17 protein-coding genes, 1 tRNA gene and 2 pseudogenes are annotated in these 15,991 nt (G+C 50.0%); 13 read left to right on the forward strand and 7 right to left on the reverse strand.

The features are described 5' to 3' along the window. The first annotated feature begins 48 nt into the window (after window positions 1-48). Window positions 49-462, forward strand: coding sequence for a lipoprotein YedD (gene yedD, locus OGX98_RS04640; RefSeq protein ID WP_045444315.1), 414 nt, complete (start codon window positions 49-51; stop codon window positions 460-462). 39 nt (window positions 463-501) lie between these two features. Here the strand turns inward: yedD and amyA are convergent, their stop codons facing one another. From amyA to fliD, 4 genes are all read right to left on the reverse strand, one after another. Next, window positions 502-1,989: an alpha-amylase gene (gene amyA, locus OGX98_RS04645; RefSeq protein ID WP_225761100.1), complete on the reverse strand. Its 1,488-nt coding sequence runs from the start codon at window positions 1,987-1,989 to the stop codon at window positions 502-504. Between the two features lie 71 nt (window positions 1,990-2,060). Then, window positions 2,061-2,429 carry a flagella biosynthesis regulatory protein FliT gene (gene fliT / locus OGX98_RS04650; protein WP_045444309.1) on the reverse strand — a complete coding sequence of 123 codons (369 nt, stop codon included), beginning with the start codon at window positions 2,427-2,429 and terminating at the stop codon, window positions 2,061-2,063. After that, complete coding sequence (gene fliS / locus OGX98_RS04655; RefSeq protein ID WP_200012803.1) at window positions 2,429-2,836, reverse strand: flagellar export chaperone FliS; 408 nt, start codon at window positions 2,834-2,836, stop codon at window positions 2,429-2,431. Before fliS ends, fliT begins: the two co-directional genes overlap by 1 nt. Window positions 2,837-2,851: 15 nt before the next feature. Further along, window positions 2,852-4,258 carry a flagellar filament capping protein FliD gene (fliD, locus tag OGX98_RS04660; RefSeq protein ID WP_200012804.1) on the reverse strand — a complete coding sequence of 469 codons (1,407 nt, stop codon included), beginning with the start codon at window positions 4,256-4,258 and terminating at the stop codon, window positions 2,852-2,854. 255 nt (window positions 4,259-4,513) lie between these two features. Between fliD and OGX98_RS04665 the strand changes: the two genes are divergently transcribed. The 8 genes from OGX98_RS04665 to sdiA all read left to right on the forward strand — a co-directional run bounded on the left by OGX98_RS04665 (window position 4,514) and on the right by sdiA (window position 11,920). Next, window positions 4,514-5,989: a flagellin N-terminal helical domain-containing protein gene (locus tag OGX98_RS04665; protein WP_286594899.1), complete on the forward strand. Its 1,476-nt coding sequence runs from the start codon at window positions 4,514-4,516 to the stop codon at window positions 5,987-5,989. A 162-nt stretch (window positions 5,990-6,151) separates the two neighbouring features. Continuing rightward, window positions 6,152-6,871: an RNA polymerase sigma factor FliA gene (locus OGX98_RS04670; protein WP_045444297.1), complete on the forward strand. Its 720-nt coding sequence runs from the start codon at window positions 6,152-6,154 to the stop codon at window positions 6,869-6,871. 55 nt (window positions 6,872-6,926) lie between these two features. Continuing rightward, window positions 6,927-7,478, forward strand: a complete 552-nt coding sequence (fliZ, locus tag OGX98_RS04675; RefSeq protein ID WP_045444294.1) for a flagella biosynthesis regulatory protein FliZ — start codon at window positions 6,927-6,929, stop codon at window positions 7,476-7,478. A gap of 100 nt (window positions 7,479-7,578) precedes the next feature. Further along, entirely contained in the window at window positions 7,579-8,379 is an 801-nt protein-coding gene (tcyJ, locus tag OGX98_RS04680; RefSeq protein ID WP_045444291.1) for a cystine ABC transporter substrate-binding protein, read from the forward strand. 166 nt (window positions 8,380-8,545) lie between these two features. Next, window positions 8,546-9,532 carry a D-cysteine desulfhydrase gene (dcyD, locus tag OGX98_RS04685; RefSeq protein WP_286594900.1) on the forward strand — a complete coding sequence of 329 codons (987 nt, stop codon included), beginning with the start codon at window positions 8,546-8,548 and terminating at the stop codon, window positions 9,530-9,532. A gap of 21 nt (window positions 9,533-9,553) precedes the next feature. Continuing rightward, window positions 9,554-10,222 carry a cystine ABC transporter permease gene (gene tcyL / locus OGX98_RS04690; protein WP_045444284.1) on the forward strand — a complete coding sequence of 223 codons (669 nt, stop codon included), beginning with the start codon at window positions 9,554-9,556 and terminating at the stop codon, window positions 10,220-10,222. After that, the gene (tcyN, locus tag OGX98_RS04695) at window positions 10,219-10,971 is read left to right on the forward strand and encodes an L-cystine ABC transporter ATP-binding protein TcyN (protein ID WP_045444281.1); all 753 of its coding nucleotides are present in this window, start codon (window positions 10,219-10,221) and stop codon (window positions 10,969-10,971) included. The genes tcyL and tcyN overlap by 4 nt, the downstream gene beginning before the upstream one ends. Before the next feature lie 226 nt (window positions 10,972-11,197). Beyond that, window positions 11,198-11,920 (forward strand): quorum-sensing transcriptional regulator SdiA, encoded by a 723-nt coding sequence (gene sdiA, locus OGX98_RS04700; protein WP_286594901.1) that lies wholly within the window; start codon window positions 11,198-11,200, stop codon window positions 11,918-11,920. Between the two features lie 67 nt (window positions 11,921-11,987). Here the strand turns inward: sdiA and OGX98_RS04705 are convergent, their stop codons facing one another. The 3 genes and pseudogenes from OGX98_RS04705 to OGX98_RS24040 form a co-directional block, all read right to left on the reverse strand. Beyond that, window positions 11,988-12,212, reverse strand: coding sequence for a DUF2594 family protein (locus OGX98_RS04705; protein WP_045444275.1), 225 nt, complete (start codon window positions 12,210-12,212; stop codon window positions 11,988-11,990). After that, window positions 12,209-12,319, reverse strand: a pseudogene (locus OGX98_RS04710) (hypothetical protein); the annotation flags it as partial. The gene OGX98_RS04705 and the pseudogene OGX98_RS04710, both read right to left, overlap by 4 nt. Further along, window positions 12,295-12,375: pseudogene (locus OGX98_RS24040) on the reverse strand (hypothetical protein); the annotation flags it as partial. The pseudogenes OGX98_RS24040 and OGX98_RS04710, both read right to left, overlap by 25 nt. 296 nt (window positions 12,376-12,671) lie before the next feature. On the opposite strand from OGX98_RS24040, the gene uvrY reads away from it, so the two are divergent. The 4 genes from uvrY to OGX98_RS04730 all read left to right on the forward strand — a co-directional run bounded on the left by uvrY (window position 12,672) and on the right by OGX98_RS04730 (window position 15,988). Next, window positions 12,672-13,328 carry a UvrY/SirA/GacA family response regulator transcription factor gene (gene uvrY, locus OGX98_RS04715; RefSeq protein ID WP_003834023.1) on the forward strand — a complete coding sequence of 219 codons (657 nt, stop codon included), beginning with the start codon at window positions 12,672-12,674 and terminating at the stop codon, window positions 13,326-13,328. Next, window positions 13,325-15,157 (forward strand): excinuclease ABC subunit UvrC, encoded by a 1,833-nt coding sequence (gene uvrC / locus OGX98_RS04720; RefSeq protein WP_200012809.1) that lies wholly within the window; start codon window positions 13,325-13,327, stop codon window positions 15,155-15,157. The genes uvrY and uvrC overlap by 4 nt, the downstream gene beginning before the upstream one ends. 55 nt (window positions 15,158-15,212) lie before the next feature. After that, window positions 15,213-15,761 (forward strand): CDP-diacylglycerol--glycerol-3-phosphate 3-phosphatidyltransferase, encoded by a 549-nt coding sequence (gene pgsA, locus OGX98_RS04725; RefSeq protein WP_286594903.1) that lies wholly within the window; start codon window positions 15,213-15,215, stop codon window positions 15,759-15,761. Window positions 15,762-15,912: 151 nt separating this feature from the next. After that, window positions 15,913-15,988, forward strand: a tRNA-Gly gene (locus tag OGX98_RS04730). Window positions 15,989-15,991 lie beyond the last annotated feature (3 nt).

Genomic DNA, 15,991 nt, shown 5'->3' on the forward strand with positions numbered 1-15,991 from the left:
CAGGGGTTTAATGCCACAATCCCACTTTCTTCGCATGCAGGATGAATGATGAAAAAATTAGCAATCATTGGTGCGTTGCTGGCCCTTGCCGGATGCGCCGAGGTAGAAAATTATAACGACGTGGTGAAAACGCCAGCACCCGCCGGTCTGGAAGGGTACTGGCAGTCAAAAGGTCCGCAGCGTGCGCTGGTGAGTCCGGAAGCCATCGCCAGTCTGGTGGTTACTAAAGAGGGGGATACGCTGGATTGTCGCCAGTGGCAGCGGGTGATTGCCGTTCCGGGGAAATTGACAATGATCTCCGGCGATCTCACCAACGTGACGGCGAAGCGCGAGCTGTATGAAATTGACCGCGAAGGCAATACGCTGGAATACGACGGCATGACGCTGCAACGAGTTGATCGCCCAACGCAGGAGTGTGCTGAGGTGTTAAAGAAAACGCCACTGGCTACACCGCTGCCATAAGCTTTGTGCCCCGGTAGCCCGCGCCACCGGGGTTGTGCATTACAACACCTCTTCAATCACCCATACGCTAACGCTGCCGCCATTGCAGAAAAACGTCGCCTCGCCATTTTCGTCTGTCACCACACTTTCTTCTCGATTGCCAAGATAGTCACGCCAGATTTTATTGGCGTAATTCACGCCGAGCGCGATGGTCTTTTCACCGTCATCACCGTTGGACAGCACTACCACGCAGCCCGGATCATCGTCTGTGCCGCTCCGGCTAAAAGCAATACAGTTGGGGTGATCAAAATACAACGTTTGTATGCCATGGGCGAAGCGCTGGCGGGCCAGGATTAGCTCATCAAGCTGTTCAATGATTGGCATGTCGATAGGATAGGTTTCGCCATCGCCTCCGGTATCTTCGTAGTGCGCGCCGTATAAATCGGGATAGAAAACCGACGGTACACCATTTTCTCGCAACAGGATCAGCGCGTAGGCCAACGGTTTAAACCAGGGCTCTACGGGGGCTTCCAGCGCCTGTAACGGCTGGGTATCGTGATTGGCGACTAACGTCACCGCATGGAATGGGTCGGCCTCAACCAGCGTGTCGGTGAATATCTGGCTCATATCATAATCGCGGCCCTGACGGGACGCTTCATGAAACTTCATTTGCAAAGGGGCATCGAAAAGCATGGTTTTCCCCTCCACCTGGTTGATATAGGTTTGTAGTTTGTCCACTTCGTGAGACCAGTATTCAGCTACGATAAACAGCGGCTTTGGCGCAACCTCTTGCACGTGTTCGATCCACTCCTTATAAAACCAGGCTGGAATGTGCTTCACCGCATCGAGGCGAAAGCCGTCACAATGTGTTTGATCCATCACCCAACGTGCCCAGTATTTGAGCTCTTCGGTCACGGCATGGTTACGGAAATCGATATTCTCGCCCATCAGATAGTCAAAATTGCCTAATTCATCATCAACCTGATCGTTCCAGCCTTCACCGGTGTAATCATTAACGATTTTGAAAATGCCATCCTCGGTCGGGTTTTCGATGTGATCGATGCCGCTGAAGCATTTAAAGTCCCAGATGAATTGAGAATACTGACCCGCGCGGGCAGGGAAGGTGTAGCGTGTCCAGCCTTCACATTCGACGATCTCGTCGTCAATTTGCGTGCGGTCCTCGGCGTTAACGCGCTGGACACGGATTGCTTCTTTCTCATCCGCGCCCATTTTGTGGTTTACCACCACGTCCAGCAGGACGGCAATATCGTTGTGTTTCAGCGCATCTATTGCCGCCAGCAGTTGGTTTTTATCGCCGTATTTAGTGGCGATGGTGCCTTTTTGATCGAACTCGCCCAGATCAAACAGATCGTAAGAGTCGTAACCGACAGAATACCCGCCTGAAGCGCCTTTATAGGCGGGCGGAAGCCATACCATATTGATGCCGATATCATTGAGTCCGCCAGCGCGTGCGGCAAGTTCGGACCACAGGTGACCACCATCAGGGTAATACCAGTGGAAGTACTGCAATAACGTGGGATTTTTCATCTTCCGTGCTCCAGAAGTCGATTGGCCGACCTCTGGAGTATGGAAGATTATTCAGGCGAGACGGGAAATTATTATGGGGTGGTTGGAGCGTCGGGAACCAACAGCATGCCAGAAAGACGACCATAGGCGTTATTCAGCGTCTTCTGACGGGTTGACTGACCGATCAGACCGCTGAGTTCATCCAGCCGCTGTTGCAGCAATGCTTTGAGTAACTGTTCGTTATCCAGCGTCTGCTTAATATACCCGGCAACCAGATCCTGAACGCTTCGCGTAATGCCTGGTGGAGTTTTTTCTTCCATGACCACTTCAATACTTTGCAGATAGCTAACTTCCTGTTCCAGTAAAAGGTCCCATTCACCGCGCTGCGCCAGTTCCAGCAGCGAGTGACTGAGTAGCGCGATGCGCTGCCAACGGTTGATAAACTCCACGGCTGAGGTCATTAACGGGACTCCTGGGACGACGCTTTTGGTGAGATCTGCTTCCAGGCTTCCGCGATGTTGCCGAGTAACCCTTCGACTTCTTCAATGGCCTGGCAATCATTGCGCAAATTAGCTTGCAGCAAACGGCGGATCATGTAGTCGTACAGCGCAGACAGATTAGTTGCCACTTCGCCGCCATTGTCCTGATCCAGACCAGCTTTCAGACCATTATCAATAATATTAATGGCTTTACTGAGTGCCTCGCCTTTGGCGACAATATCGCCCTGCTGCATAAACAGGCGAGCGCGCACCAGGGCGCTGTTTGCGCCGTCAAACAACATTTCAATCAGCTGATGCGGACTGGCGCTCATTACGGCGCTTTCCACGCTGACCTGTGCATAGGCTTTGGTACCGCTCGCGGTATACATACTTACCTCGTGTTATCAGGAGTTACTCATTGCAGTAAATTGTTGGCCCAGGTAGGTACTGGTATTGTTCAGTTTGCTCATCATTGAGTCCAGTTGCGTAAACTGTGCTTTATAGCGTGCGACGGTATCGTCAATGCTATTACTCACTGCCAGATACTGTTTGGTCAGTTTTTTCAGCGTGGCGTTGATATTGTCCTGGGCGCTGTCGATGATGCCGTCATCAGCCAGATAGCTTTTCACTTCGGTAGCGATTTTGGTGGTAATTCCGGTTTCTTTGCCATCGCCAACCAGCAACTGACGAGTGGCAGCCGTGTTATCCTCCAGCGCTTTTTTCAGCTTGGCGTCGTCAATTTTCAACTTGCCTGAGGTACCGTCGGTGGTAATACCGATTTCACCCAACGTTTTGAACGCACCGTCATTGGCACCGTTAGAAAACTGCGCGCGGATCCCTGTCTGGATAGTACGTACGGCGCTGTCGCCAAGCAGTGCGCCATTATTCGTATCTTGGGTTTCGGCACCTGGATCCACCTCAGTGTATTTGGTCAGCGTAGAGAAGGTATCCAGCAGTGAGTTATAGGCATCAACCCAGCCTTTAATCGCTTCAGTGGCTTTATCGTTGCTCTTGGTGACAGTAATGCGCGCATCGGTCACTTCTTTGGTCAGATTCAGCGTCACACCTTGTGGGGCATCGGTAATGGTGTTACTGGGGCGTTCAATATCGATGCCGTTGACTGTTAACTGCGCATTTTTGGCACCCACCAACTGTTTCATACTGCCGCTGCCAGCAGTGCTGTCAAAGGCCAGTAAATCATTCAGCTTACTGTCGCCAGATACTGAAATAGTCATCTGATTATCTGTACCGCTGTCTGCCGTCAATACCAACTGATAATCATTTTCTTTTACTTTTACAATACTGGCAGAAATACCGCTGTCTGCGTCGTTGATGGCATCACGGATCCCTTCCAGTGATGTCTGGTCTTTGGTGAGTTTAATTTCCAAAGGCTTTTCACGACCTTTTTGTTCAATTTTGATCGTGCGGCTATCAGAAGATGTATCGCCAAGGACATCCTTCGTAGAACTGATACCTGATTTGGTGCTCAATGATTGCGCTTGCGCCAGCTGTTTTACGCTCACGGTATAGGTTCCGGGCGCTGCACCAGCAGATGTTGATACCTTAAGGTCTTCAGTACTACTGGTTACAGTGGTGCTTTTAAACAGGTCGGCACTGTTTAGCGTAGTATTCGCTGTCTGGAATTTTTCCAGCGCGCTTTTTAGCGTGCCGTAGGCCGTCAAACGTGCAGTATTGGCACTCTGCTGCTGAGTAATTGGAGTTAAACGTTTTTTTTCAGCAGTAGTCAGGTTTGTCAGCAATGTATCCAGCGGTAAGTTTGAGCCGACGCCCAGTGATGTAAATGAAGGCATGCCTAATTCCTTGTGATTGCAAACAGTAGTTAAGCGCTTTATCGGCAATCTGCGCGCAAAGTTTAATAATAGTTTTGAGAAAATAATGCGCAGAATAGTGGCAATTAAAGAGGGTATTTCAGAGGCTAAGAAAAAAGAGGGCGGAAAGTGAAAATTATCTAAAGTTCGAAATTAACGTGCCGATACATGGGTTACGGTGAGAAACCGTGGGCAACAGCCCAATAACATCAAGTTGTAATTGATAAGGAAAAGATCATGGCACAAGTCATCAATACTAACAGCCTGTCGCTGTTGACCCAGAATAACCTGAACAAATCTCAGTCTTCCCTGAGTTCCGCAATCGAGCGTCTGTCCTCCGGTCTGCGTATCAACAGTGCGAAGGACGATGCAGCAGGTCAGGCGATTGCTAACCGCTTCACCTCTAACATTAAAGGTCTGACTCAGGCTTCCCGTAACGCCAACGATGGTATCTCCATCGCGCAGACCACTGAAGGCGCGTTGAATGAAATCAACAACAACCTGCAGCGTGTACGTGAACTGTCCGTTCAGGCAGCTAACGGTTCAAATTCTGGTTCTGACCTGGATTCTATTCAGGCTGAAATCACTCAGCGTCTGAGTGAAATTGACCGCGTTTCCGGTCAGACTCAGTTTAACGGCGTGAAAGTACTGGCTCAGGACAACACCCTGAAAATTCAGGTTGGGGCTAATGATAATGAAAGTATTTCTATCAATCTTAAGGAAATCACTAGCGGTACACTGGGCCTTAATGGTTTCCGTGTTACGGGTGACAAAGCCGCAACTTCCGATCAGTTGGTAAAAGATTTTGGCGCTACTGGGACTAAAGCTTATAGCCTAGGCGGTACTGATTACGAAGTGAATGTCGTAACGGGTGATGTTGAAAACAAAACTGCAACTAAAGCTGCATTTGTTGGGGCTTCGTCAGGTGCGTTAATTACTGATAGCACGAATAAGGCTGTTGATGTATCTGCTGGCGCTACAGAAGTAGCCGTTGCAGCAAAAGATGTAAAGCAGGGTAATACTTTTAGTTGGAAAGGAACGACCTGGAAAGCGGCTGGTGATACTGATGGATTTGGTAATGGTAGCTTTACGGCGAAAATTGATGGCAAAGATATTACTTTGACAGTCAGTGATTCTACTACTGCTACTGGTACCGGTGCTAAGTTAACAGTTACTGGTGGTGCTCTGTACGAGGAAGGCGCTGCTGGAGGAACGAATAAACTGACTACGCACGGAACTAACGTCGCAGCAAAAGAATCTGATCTTGTTCAACAGAAGGCGAGCCTTACTGGTGGTGAATTAACAGTCGGAGCTGCTACTTACAAAGTAGATTCTGCTGGTAACGTATCCAATAATGCTGGAACGGCGCAGATTTTTGTTCAGAATGCAGGTACTGCTAACGCTAAACTTGTTGAGCAGGATAAAGCCAGTGAAGCTACGCGTAACCAGTTAGATGTATTAGATAAAGCAATTGCTCAGGTTGATACCTTACGTGGTGATCTCGGTGCTGTACAGAACCGTTTCGATTCCACTATCACCAACCTGGGTAACACCGTTAACAACCTGACTTCTGCTCGTAGCCGTATCGAAGATGCTGACTATGCGACCGAAGTGTCCAACATGTCTAAAGCACAGATCCTGCAGCAGGCAGGTACTTCTGTACTGGCTCAGGCCAACCAGGTTCCGCAGAACGTTCTGTCTCTGCTGCGTTAATTTACACTTATCGCGCAAACCCCGCTACGGCGGGGTTTTTTACATTCAGCTTTACCCGTAACCCCCAAATAACCCCTCATTTCACCCACTATTCACCCGATTAAAACCCCTGCAGAAACGGATAATCATGCCGATAACTCATTTAACGCAGGGCTGTTTATCGTGAATTCACTGTATACCGCTGAAGGTGTAATGGATAAACACTCGCTGTGGCAGCGTTATGTACCGTTGGTGCGTCACGAAGCATTGCGCCTTCAGGTGCGCTTGCCGGCGAGCGTAGAACTGGATGACCTGCTACAAGCGGGCGGCATCGGGTTATTGAATGCAGTTGACCGATATGACGCTTTGCAAGGAACGGCATTTACCACTTACGCAGTGCAGCGTATTCGTGGAGCTATGCTGGACGAACTACGCAGCCGGGATTGGGTGCCGCGTAGTGTCCGGCGCAATGCTCGCGAAGTGGCACAGGCGATGGGGCAACTGGAGCAGGAATTAGGGCGCAACGCGACGGAAACCGAAGTGGCGGAGCGTCTGGCTATTCCTGTGCAAGAGTATCGTCAGATGTTGCTTGATACCAATAACAGCCAACTCTTCTCATACGATGAGTGGCGGGAAGAGCATGGCGATAGTATTGAGCTGGTGACCGAAGAGCACCAGCAGGAAAACCCGTTACAACAGCTTCTTGAGGGGAACCTGCGCCAGCGCGTGATGGACGCGATTGACGCGTTGCCGGAGCGCGAGAAACTGGTGTTGACGCTGTACTACCAGGAAGAGCTGAATCTGAAAGAGATTGGTGCTGTTCTGGAAGTGGGCGAATCACGGGTCAGTCAGTTGCACAGCCAGGCTATCAAACGTCTACGCACCAAACTGGGTAAGCTATAGGGGTAATTTTACCCCTGAACAATGCCGCATAACGTATTGACTACCAGGAGTTATCATGACGGTGCAGCAATCAAAAAGACGGCCTCTAAGCCGCTACCTCAAAGATTTCAAACACAGCCAGACGCATTGCGCCCATTGCTTTAAGTTACTCGACAGGATCACGTTGGTCCGCCGGGGACAGATTGTGAATAAAATCGCTATCGCCCGCCTGGATACGCTGATGGATGACGCCGCCTGGGAGCAGGAAAAAAAAGAGTGGGTGGCGTTATGCCGTTTTTGCGGTGATTTGCATTGCAAAGAACAAAGCGACTTTTTTGACATCATCGGCTTTAAACAATTTTTGTTTGAGCAAACCGAGATGAGCCACGGTACGGTACGCGAATATGTCGTTCGCCTGCGTCGCCTCGGCAATCATCTGACCGAGCAGAATATCTCCCATGACCTGCTGCAGGAAGGATTCCTCGACGAAAACCTCGCCCCGTGGTTACCGCAAACCAGTACTAACAATTACCGCATTGCGCTGCGAAAATATGAGCAGTTTAAAGCCCATACGCATATGGGACATATGCAGAAATCCTCCTGGACAGCCAGTTCTGATATATATTAAAAACGAATAAGGTGTAACAGAGTCGTGTTTGTGGATCACGGCAAACGCTTTACACTATGCTCATAAATAGCAGTCACTAATGACAATATTCGGGGTAACTATGAAATTAGCACTTCTGGGACGTCAGGCTCTGATGGGTGTAATGGCTGTTGCACTTGTCGCCGGAATGAGTGTAAAGACTTATGCGGATGAAGGTCTGTTAAATAAAGTGAAAGAGCGCGGCACGCTGCTGGTGGGTCTTGAAGGGACCTATCCCCCGTTTAGTTTTCAGGGTGATGACGGCAAGTTGACCGGTTTTGAGGTGGAATTTGCCCAGGAACTGGCAAAGCACCTTGGGGTTCAGGCCTCGCTGAAGCCGACCAAATGGGATGGCATGCTGGCATCACTTGATTCAAAGCGCATTGATGTCGTCATCAACCAGGTGACCATCTCTGACGAACGTAAGAAAAAATATGATTTCTCTACCCCGTATACGGTTTCCGGTATCCAGGCGCTGGTGAAAAAAGGCAATGAAGGCGTTATTAAGACCGCTGCTGATCTGAAAGGTAAAAAAGTTGGCGTCGGTCTGGGAACCAACTATGAAGAGTGGCTGCGCCAGAACGTACAGGGCGTAGATATCCGCACCTATGATGACGATCCGACTAAATACCAGGATTTGCGCGTAGGCCGTATTGACGCCATTCTGGTTGACCGTCTGGCTGCGTTGGATCTGGTTAAGAAAACCAAAGACACGCTGGCTGTAACCGGTGAAGCCTTCTCCCGTCAGGAGTCTGGCGTGGCGCTGCGTAAAGGCAACGAAGATCTGCTGAAAGCAGTGGATGCAGCAATTGCGGATATGCAGAAAGACGGTACGCTGAAAGCCCTCTCTGAGAAATGGTTTGGGGCGGATGTGACGAAATAATTGTCACCCGAATAAAAAAGGCGCCTTTAACAGCGCCTTTTTTTATTTCACAGCGCCTTAATGTGCATAATAAAAAGAACATCACAACAACGTCTGCTCAATGGATTTTGGGTTGCAGCCAATGTACGTGCGGCCCGAAAGACAACGAGTCAATACCGGAGGCTCTATGCCACTGTATAACTTAACGCGCTTTCCGCGTCTGGAATTTATTGGCGCGCCAACGCCGCTCGAATATCTCCCGCGTTTTTCCGATTATCTCGGACGCGATATTTTCATTAAACGTGATGACGTCACGCCGATGGCAATGGGCGGCAATAAGCTGCGCAAGCTGGAGTTTCTGGCGGCGGACGCGCTGCGTGAAGGCGCAGATACGCTGATAACCGCGGGCGCTATTCAGTCTAACCACGTTCGCCAGACGGCGGCGGTGGCGGCGAAGCTGGGGCTACATTGCGTGGCGCTGCTGGAAAACCCGATTGGCACAACTGCTGAAAACTATCTCAGTAACGGTAACCGCCTGCTGTTAGATCTGTTCAATACCCAGATTGAAATGTGTGATGCGCTGACTGACCCGAACGCGCAGCTCCAGGAACTGGCGACACGCATTGAGGCTCAAGGGTTTCGTCCGTATGTGATCCCGGTCGGCGGTTCAAATGCGCTTGGTGCATTGGGCTATGTTGAAAGCGCGCTGGAAATTGCTCAACAGTGTGAGGGCGCGGTTGAGCTCTCTTCTGTCGTGGTAGCATCAGGCAGCGCGGGAACGCATGCCGGTCTGGCCGTTGGCCTGGAACAACTGATGCCAGGCGTTGAGCTGATTGGGGTGACCGTATCGCGCAGTGTAGCCGATCAAAAGCCTAAAGTTGTTGCACTTCAACAGGCTATTGCCAGTGAACTGGAACTGACGGCTGCGGCAGATATTCTGTTGTGGGATGAGTATTTTGCGCCGGGCTACGGTATGCCAAATGAAGAAGGCATGGAAGCGGTAAAACTGTTAGCGCGTCTGGAAGGTATCTTGTTAGATCCGGTCTATACCGGTAAAGCGATGGCAGGATTAATCGACGGCATCAGCCAGAAACGCTTTAAAGATGAAGGGCCAATTCTCTTTATTCATACCGGTGGGGCGCCTGCGCTGTTTGCCTACCATCCTCATGTGTAACGGCAAGGTAGAAAAACGCTAATGCAAGAAAGTATCCAACTGGTGATTGATTCGCTGCCATATCTACTGAAAGGTGCGGTATTTACGCTTCAGCTGAGTATTGGCGGGATGTTTTTCGGGCTGGTGCTGGGGTTTATCCTCGCACTGATGCGCCTGTCGCCGCTGTTACCTGTCCGCTGGCTGGCGCGCTTTTACATTTCTATTTTTCGCGGAACCCCGCTGATAGCCCAGCTGTTCATGATCTATTACGGCCTGCCACAGTTTGGCATTGAACTGGATCCTGTCCCGGCGGCGATGATTGGTCTGTCGCTGAATACGGCGGCTTACGCGGCGGAAACGCTGCGCGCGGCAATCTCCTCCATCGACAAAGGCCAGTGGGAGGCCGGGGCGAGTATTGGTATGACGCCGTGGCAGACAATGCGCAGGGCGATCCTGCCACAGGCTGCGCGCGTAGCTTTGCCGCCGCTGAGTAACAGCTTTATCAGCCTGGTGAAAGACACTTCACTGGCCGCGACGATTCAGGTACCGGAACTGTTCCGTCAGGCACAACTGATTACTTCGCGTACGCTGGAGGTGTTCACCATGTATCTGGCGGCCTCGCTGATTTACTGGGTGATGGCGACGGTGCTTTCCGCACTGCAGAACTATTTTGAAGAGCAGCTAAACCGCCAGGAGAGAGAGCCGAAATGAGTGCTATCGAAGTCAGAAACCTGGTGAAAAAATTTCACGGGCAAACGGTGCTACACGGTATCGATCTGGATGTTAAACCCGGTGAAGTCGTGGCAATTATCGGGCCGAGCGGCTCGGGGAAAACCACCCTGTTGCGTAGCATTAATTTGCTCGAGCAACCGGAGGCGGGCACGATCAAAGTTGGTGACATTACTATTGATACCGCACGCTCCCTGAATCAGCAAAAGGGATTAATCCGTCAGTTGCGTCAGCACGTGGGCTTCGTGTTCCAGAACTTTAATTTGTTTCCGCATCGTACGGTGCTGGAGAACATTATTGAAGGGCCGGTTATTGTCAAAGGTGAGGCGAAGGATGAAGCGACAGCCCGTGCGCGTGAACTTCTGGCGAAGGTAGGGCTTGCGGGTAAAGAAACCAGTTATCCACGGCGTTTATCTGGCGGACAGCAGCAGCGCGTGGCTATTGCCCGGGCGCTGGCGATGCGTCCGGAAGTGATCCTCTTTGATGAGCCAACGTCCGCGCTTGATCCGGAACTGGTTGGCGAGGTACTGAGCACCATTCGTCAGTTGGCGCTGGAAAAACGCACCATGGTTATTGTGACGCATGAAATGAGCTTTGCACGTGATGTTGCCGACCGGGCGATATTTATGGATCAAGGACGTATAGTGGAGCAGGGACCCGCAAAGGCTTTATTTACCGATCCTCAGCAACCTCGTACTCGCCAGTTTCTTGAAAAATTTCTGATGCAATAAATAGTGCCACAGCACTCACCAAAGCCGTTTTGGTGAGTGCACTGCATAACTATTTATAATTATTGATTTAATATTGACTCACCACTCTGCTGCAATAGCCTGTTGTTGAGCCATACTCAAGTAATTCCACACTTGTCCGATAATTTGCATATATAAAATACATTTATGTGTTAGCGTGTTCATACATTTGTGATGATTATCAATCTCAGGAGCATTACCACTTAGTATGCAGGATCATGATTTCTTCACCTGGCGACGGAGTATGCTGTTACGCTTTCAGGAAATGGCGACGGCAGAGGATGTCTATAATGAATTACAACATCAGACGCAACATCTGGAGTTCGATTTTTACGCGCTCTGTGTCCGTCATCCCGTACCATTTACCCGGCCTAAAACGGCACTTCATACGACGTATCCCAAAGCATGGGTGGCGCATTATCAATCCGAAAATTATTTCGCTATTGATCCGGTGCTGAAGCCTGAAAATTTCAGTCAGGGCCATCTGCCCTGGAATGACACGTTGTTCCGCGATGCCCAACCACTGTGGGATGCGGCGCGTAATCACGGATTACGTAAGGGGATTACCCAGTGCTTAATGTTGCCGAATCGGGCTTTGGGCTTCCTGTCTGTGTCGCGTGCGAGCGTGCGTAATAGCAGCTTTGAGCAGGATGAGGTGGAACTAAGGATGCAACTGCTAATACGGGAAAGTCTGTCAGTTCTAACTCGACTGGAAGATGACATGGTCATGACGCCGGAGATGCGTTTTAGCAAGCGGGAAAAAGAAATATTGAAATGGACCGCAGAGGGAAAAACATCTTCAGAGATAGCGATAATTCTGTCGATTTCTGAAAATACTGTTAACTTCCATCAGAAGAATATGCAGAAGAAGTTCAATGCCCCGAACAAAACACAGATTGCCTGCTATGCCGCAGCAACCGGGCTTATCTGAGTAAATTGTCGTTCTGAGTATCAGGCGCAAAAACCGGCTGAGAGCAATGCTGTCAGCCGGTTTCTTATTACTGACGGTAGGCCTGTTTAATTTGCTTAACAGTGCTAGAGAATACCTCAGCCTGTGTTTCGTCCTCAATCAGCGCGATCTGTTTTTCCATTTTAAGAATCACGCGTCCTGCATCGGCTTGTCCCATTGCCTGCAGCATCAGCGTTAACATGGCTTTCAGGCAGGTGACTTCATTAGCCAGTTCTTGATTATTCTCGGCAGTGGAAAAATCAGGCGTACTCATTTATTTTCCTCGTTATGTTTCAATGAAAAAGTGCGATGGCAAATCTTAAGGCGCCGGAGTATACCATAAGCTTTGCTAAAAATATCAGAGGTTGTTTTTTGCGCAAACGCCCACTGGCGATATTAAAATAAACAATATGTTGCAGTGCATATATTTTCTCCATTCTTTGTATATTGCGAGTATTCGACTCGTTAATTATTGTTACAAGCTTGCTTTGCTATTTATCATTCAGCGTAAGAATATGAACTTTTTGTCACTATTCTGAAACAGCCAGACCGATATAACTGTCTCTGAAGGTTGTCCGCTGTGGAAGTTTCCACTCTTCGTACAATCTAATTTCCAAAAACGAGAGCAAAATCGAAAGTCGGGTGTTTTTTACATTTCAAAGTTGAGATAAAACCCGTTAACATAGGACCGATTAACTATCGGTAGCGTTATCCCTATTCTGGAGATATTCCTTTGATCAACGTTTTTCTTGTTGATGACCACGAACTGGTGCGCGCAGGGATACGACGCATTCTTGAAGATATAAAAGGCATAAAAGTTGTCGGCGAAGCGTGCTGCGGCGAGGATGCGGTGAAATGGTGCCGTTCAAACTCCGTCGACGTTGTGCTGATGGACATGAATATGCCCGGTATTGGCGGTCTTGAAGCAACCCGCAAAATTGCACGTTCAACAGCTGACATCAAAGTGATTATGCTGACAGTCCATACCGAAAACCCGTTGCCGGCAAAAGTCATGCAGGCAGGTGCCGCGGGGTATCTCAGCAAGGGGGCCGCGCCTCAGGAAGTTGTTAGTGCGATTCGTTCGGTTTTTTCCGGGCAGCGCTATATTGCCTCCGATATCGCTCAACAGATGGCACTTAGCCAGATTGAGCCTGAGAAAACGGAGACACCGTTTGCCAGTTTGTCTGAACGCGAGTTGCAGATTATGCTGATGATCACTAAAGGCCAGAAGGTCAATGAGATCTCAGAGCAGCTGAATCTCAGTCCTAAAACGGTGAACAGTTACCGCTATCGAATGTTCAGTAAATTAAACATTCACGGCGATGTAGAACTGACTCACCTGGCAATTCGCCATGGCCTGTGTAATGCGGAGACATTAACAAGCCAGTGACCGATCAGTTTGATGCAAAAGCGTTTCTGAAAACCGTGACCAGTCAGCCCGGTGTTTATCGTATGTACGATAGCGCCGGGACGGTTATCTATGTCGGTAAAGCGAAAGACCTGAAAAAGCGGCTTTCCAGCTATTTCCGCAGCAATCTCGCTTCACGTAAAACTGAAGCGCTGGTCGCGCAAATCCAGCAGATTGATGTTACGGTGACGCATACCGAGACCGAAGCATTATTGCTCGAACACAACTACATCAAGTTGTATCAGCCACGCTACAACGTGCTGCTGCGTGACGATAAATCCTATCCTTTTATTTTCCTTAGTGGTGACACTCATCCACGCCTGGCGATGCATCGTGGGGCCAAGCATGCAAAAGGTGAGTACTTTGGACCGTTCCCAAACGGTTATGCGGTACGTGAAACGCTGGCGCTATTGCAGAAAATATTCCCTATTCGCCAGTGTGAAAACAGTGTCTACCGCAACCGTTCGAGACCTTGCCTGCAATACCAGATTGGCCGCTGTCTTGGGCCGTGTGTGGCAGGTCTGGTGAGTGAAGAAGAGTATTCGCAGCAGGTTGATTACGTCCGGTTGTTCTTATCCGGCAAAGACGATCAGGTCCTGACACAATTGATCGCCCGGATGGAAAAAGCCAGCCAGAATCTGGAGTTTGAGGAAGCTGCTCGTATTCGTGACCAAATTCAGGCCGTACGCCGTGTGACCGAGAAACAGTTCGTTTCGAATACCGGTGATGATCTGGACGTCATCGGCGTAGCATTTGACGCCGGGATGGCTTGTGTACACGTTCTGTTTATTCGCCAGGGTAAGGTACTGGGCAGTCGCAGCTATTTCCCTAAAGTTCCGGGCGGAACAGAGTTGGGCGAAGTTGTTGAAACTTTTGTTGGGCAGTTCTATTTACAGGGCAGCCAGATGCGCACCTTACCCGGTGAGATCCTGCTCGACTTTAATCTTAGCGATAAGATGCTGTTGGCGGACTCCTTATCTGAGCTGGCCGGACGACGAATTAACGTCCAGACGAAACCACGTGGAGATCGCGCGCGTTATCTGAAGCTGGCTCGTACCAATGCGGCAACGGCGCTTACCACAAAGCTTTCTCAGCAGTCCACCATTACTCAGCGTCTGACGGCTCTTGCATCGGTGCTGAAGTTACCTGCGGTGAAACGCATGGAGTGTTTTGACATCAGCCACACGATGGGCGAGCAGACGGTGGCCTCCTGCGTGGTTTTTGATGCTAACGGACCGCTGCGTGCGGAATATCGTCGCTATAACATCACCGGTATCACGCCGGGCGATGATTATGCGGCGATGAACCAGGTGCTGCGTCGACGCTACGGCAAGGCAATTGAAGAAAGTAAAATCCCGGATGTCATTCTGATCGACGGCGGCAAAGGTCAACTGGGGCAGGCGAAAGCCGTTTTTGCTGAGCTGGATGTACCCTGGGATAAACAACATCCGCTGTTGCTCGGGGTGGCGAAGGGTGCCGATCGCAAAGCCGGTCTGGAAACGCTGTTTTTTGAACCGGAAGGAGAGGGGTTCAGTCTGCCGCCTGACTCGCCAGCACTACACGTTATTCAGCATATTCGCGATGAGTCTCACGATCATGCCATCAGCGGACACCGTAAAAAACGCGCGAAGGTGAAAAGCACCAGTACGCTTGAAACTATTGAGGGCGTCGGACCTAAACGTCGACAGATGCTGTTAAAGTATATGGGCGGGTTGCAAGGGCTTCGTAACGCAAGTGTCGAAGAAATTGCAAAAGTGCCGGGTATTTCGCAAGGTCTGGCAGAAAAGATCTTCTACTCGTTGAAACATTAGGCCCTCTGTAGCAACATAGGGGTAATTTCACTGACAACAGATAGTTATCCGTCATATGCAATTTAATATCCCTACATTGCTCACGCTGTTTCGCGTCATTCTGATCCCTTTCTTTGTATTGGCATTTTACCTGCCATTCACCTGGGCTCCGTTTGTTTGCGCATTTATCTTCTGTATCGCGGCGGTTACCGACTGGTTTGACGGTTTTCTGGCGCGCCGCTGGAACCAAAGCACGCGTTTTGGCGCTTTCCTGGATCCGGTCGCGGATAAAGTGCTGGTGGCTATCGCGATGGTGCTGGTGACGGAGCACTATCACAGCTGGTGGGTGACATTACCCGCCGCCACGATGATAGCGCGTGAGATTATCATTTCTGCGCTGCGCGAATGGATGGCCGAACTCGGCAAGCGTAGCAGCGTGGCCGTTTCCTGGATCGGTAAAGTTAAAACCACGTCGCAGATGGCGGCACTGGCCTGGTTACTGTGGCGTCCAAACATCTGGGTTGAGTACGCCGGGATCGCACTTTTCTTTGTTGCCGCGATCCTGACATTATGGTCAATGTTCCAGTATTTGAGCGCCGCACGCGGAGATTTGCTTGATCAGTGATCGTTTCGCCGCAAATTTCAGCAAACGATCGTCAGTGGTGAAAAATATCGTTGACTCAGTGCGTCAGGTAAGTAGAATGCAACGCATCGAACGGCAGCACTGATTGCCAGACGATAGCAAAATCAAGTGATTAACAAAGTTACTTGATGATGCGGGAATAGCTCAGTTGGTAGAGCACGACCTTGCCAAGGTCGGGGTCGCGAGTTCGAGTCTCGTTTCCCGCTCCAAAT

The sequence above is a fragment of the Citrobacter sp. Cm046 genome (genome assembly GCF_030333065.1).
Taxonomy (GTDB): Bacteria; Pseudomonadota; Gammaproteobacteria; order Enterobacterales; family Enterobacteriaceae; genus Citrobacter; species Citrobacter murliniae.

Excerpts from the sequence above, each read along its gene's own strand:
- OGX98_RS04705 (WP_045444275.1), bottom strand. The coding sequence starts at position 12,212 with ATGAGTACGCCTGATTTTTCCACTGCCGAGAATAATCAAGAACTGGCT.
- yedD (WP_045444315.1), top strand. The coding sequence starts at position 49 with ATGAAAAAATTAGCAATCATTGGTGCGTTGCTGGCCCTTGCCGGATGC.
- OGX98_RS04665 (WP_286594899.1), top strand. The coding sequence starts at position 4,514 with ATGGCACAAGTCATCAATACTAACAGCCTGTCGCTGTTGACCCAGAAT.
- dcyD (WP_286594900.1), top strand. The coding sequence starts at position 8,546 with ATGCCACTGTATAACTTAACGCGCTTTCCGCGTCTGGAATTTATTGGC.
- fliD (WP_200012804.1), bottom strand. The coding sequence starts at position 4,258 with ATGCCTTCATTTACATCACTGGGCGTCGGCTCAAACTTACCGCTGGAT.
- tcyJ (WP_045444291.1), top strand. The coding sequence starts at position 7,579 with ATGAAATTAGCACTTCTGGGACGTCAGGCTCTGATGGGTGTAATGGCT.
- sdiA (WP_286594901.1), top strand. The coding sequence starts at position 11,198 with ATGCAGGATCATGATTTCTTCACCTGGCGACGGAGTATGCTGTTACGC.
- fliS (WP_200012803.1), bottom strand. The coding sequence starts at position 2,836 with ATGTATACCGCGAGCGGTACCAAAGCCTATGCACAGGTCAGCGTGGAA.
- tcyL (WP_045444284.1), top strand. The coding sequence starts at position 9,554 with ATGCAAGAAAGTATCCAACTGGTGATTGATTCGCTGCCATATCTACTG.
- pgsA (WP_286594903.1), top strand. The coding sequence starts at position 15,213 with ATGCAATTTAATATCCCTACATTGCTCACGCTGTTTCGCGTCATTCTG.
- fliT (WP_045444309.1), bottom strand. The coding sequence starts at position 2,429 with ATGACCTCAGCCGTGGAGTTTATCAACCGTTGGCAGCGCATCGCGCTA.
- amyA (WP_225761100.1), bottom strand. The coding sequence starts at position 1,989 with ATGAAAAATCCCACGTTATTGCAGTACTTCCACTGGTATTACCCTGAT.
- fliZ (WP_045444294.1), top strand. The coding sequence starts at position 6,927 with ATGACGGTGCAGCAATCAAAAAGACGGCCTCTAAGCCGCTACCTCAAA.
- tcyN (WP_045444281.1), top strand. The coding sequence starts at position 10,219 with ATGAGTGCTATCGAAGTCAGAAACCTGGTGAAAAAATTTCACGGGCAA.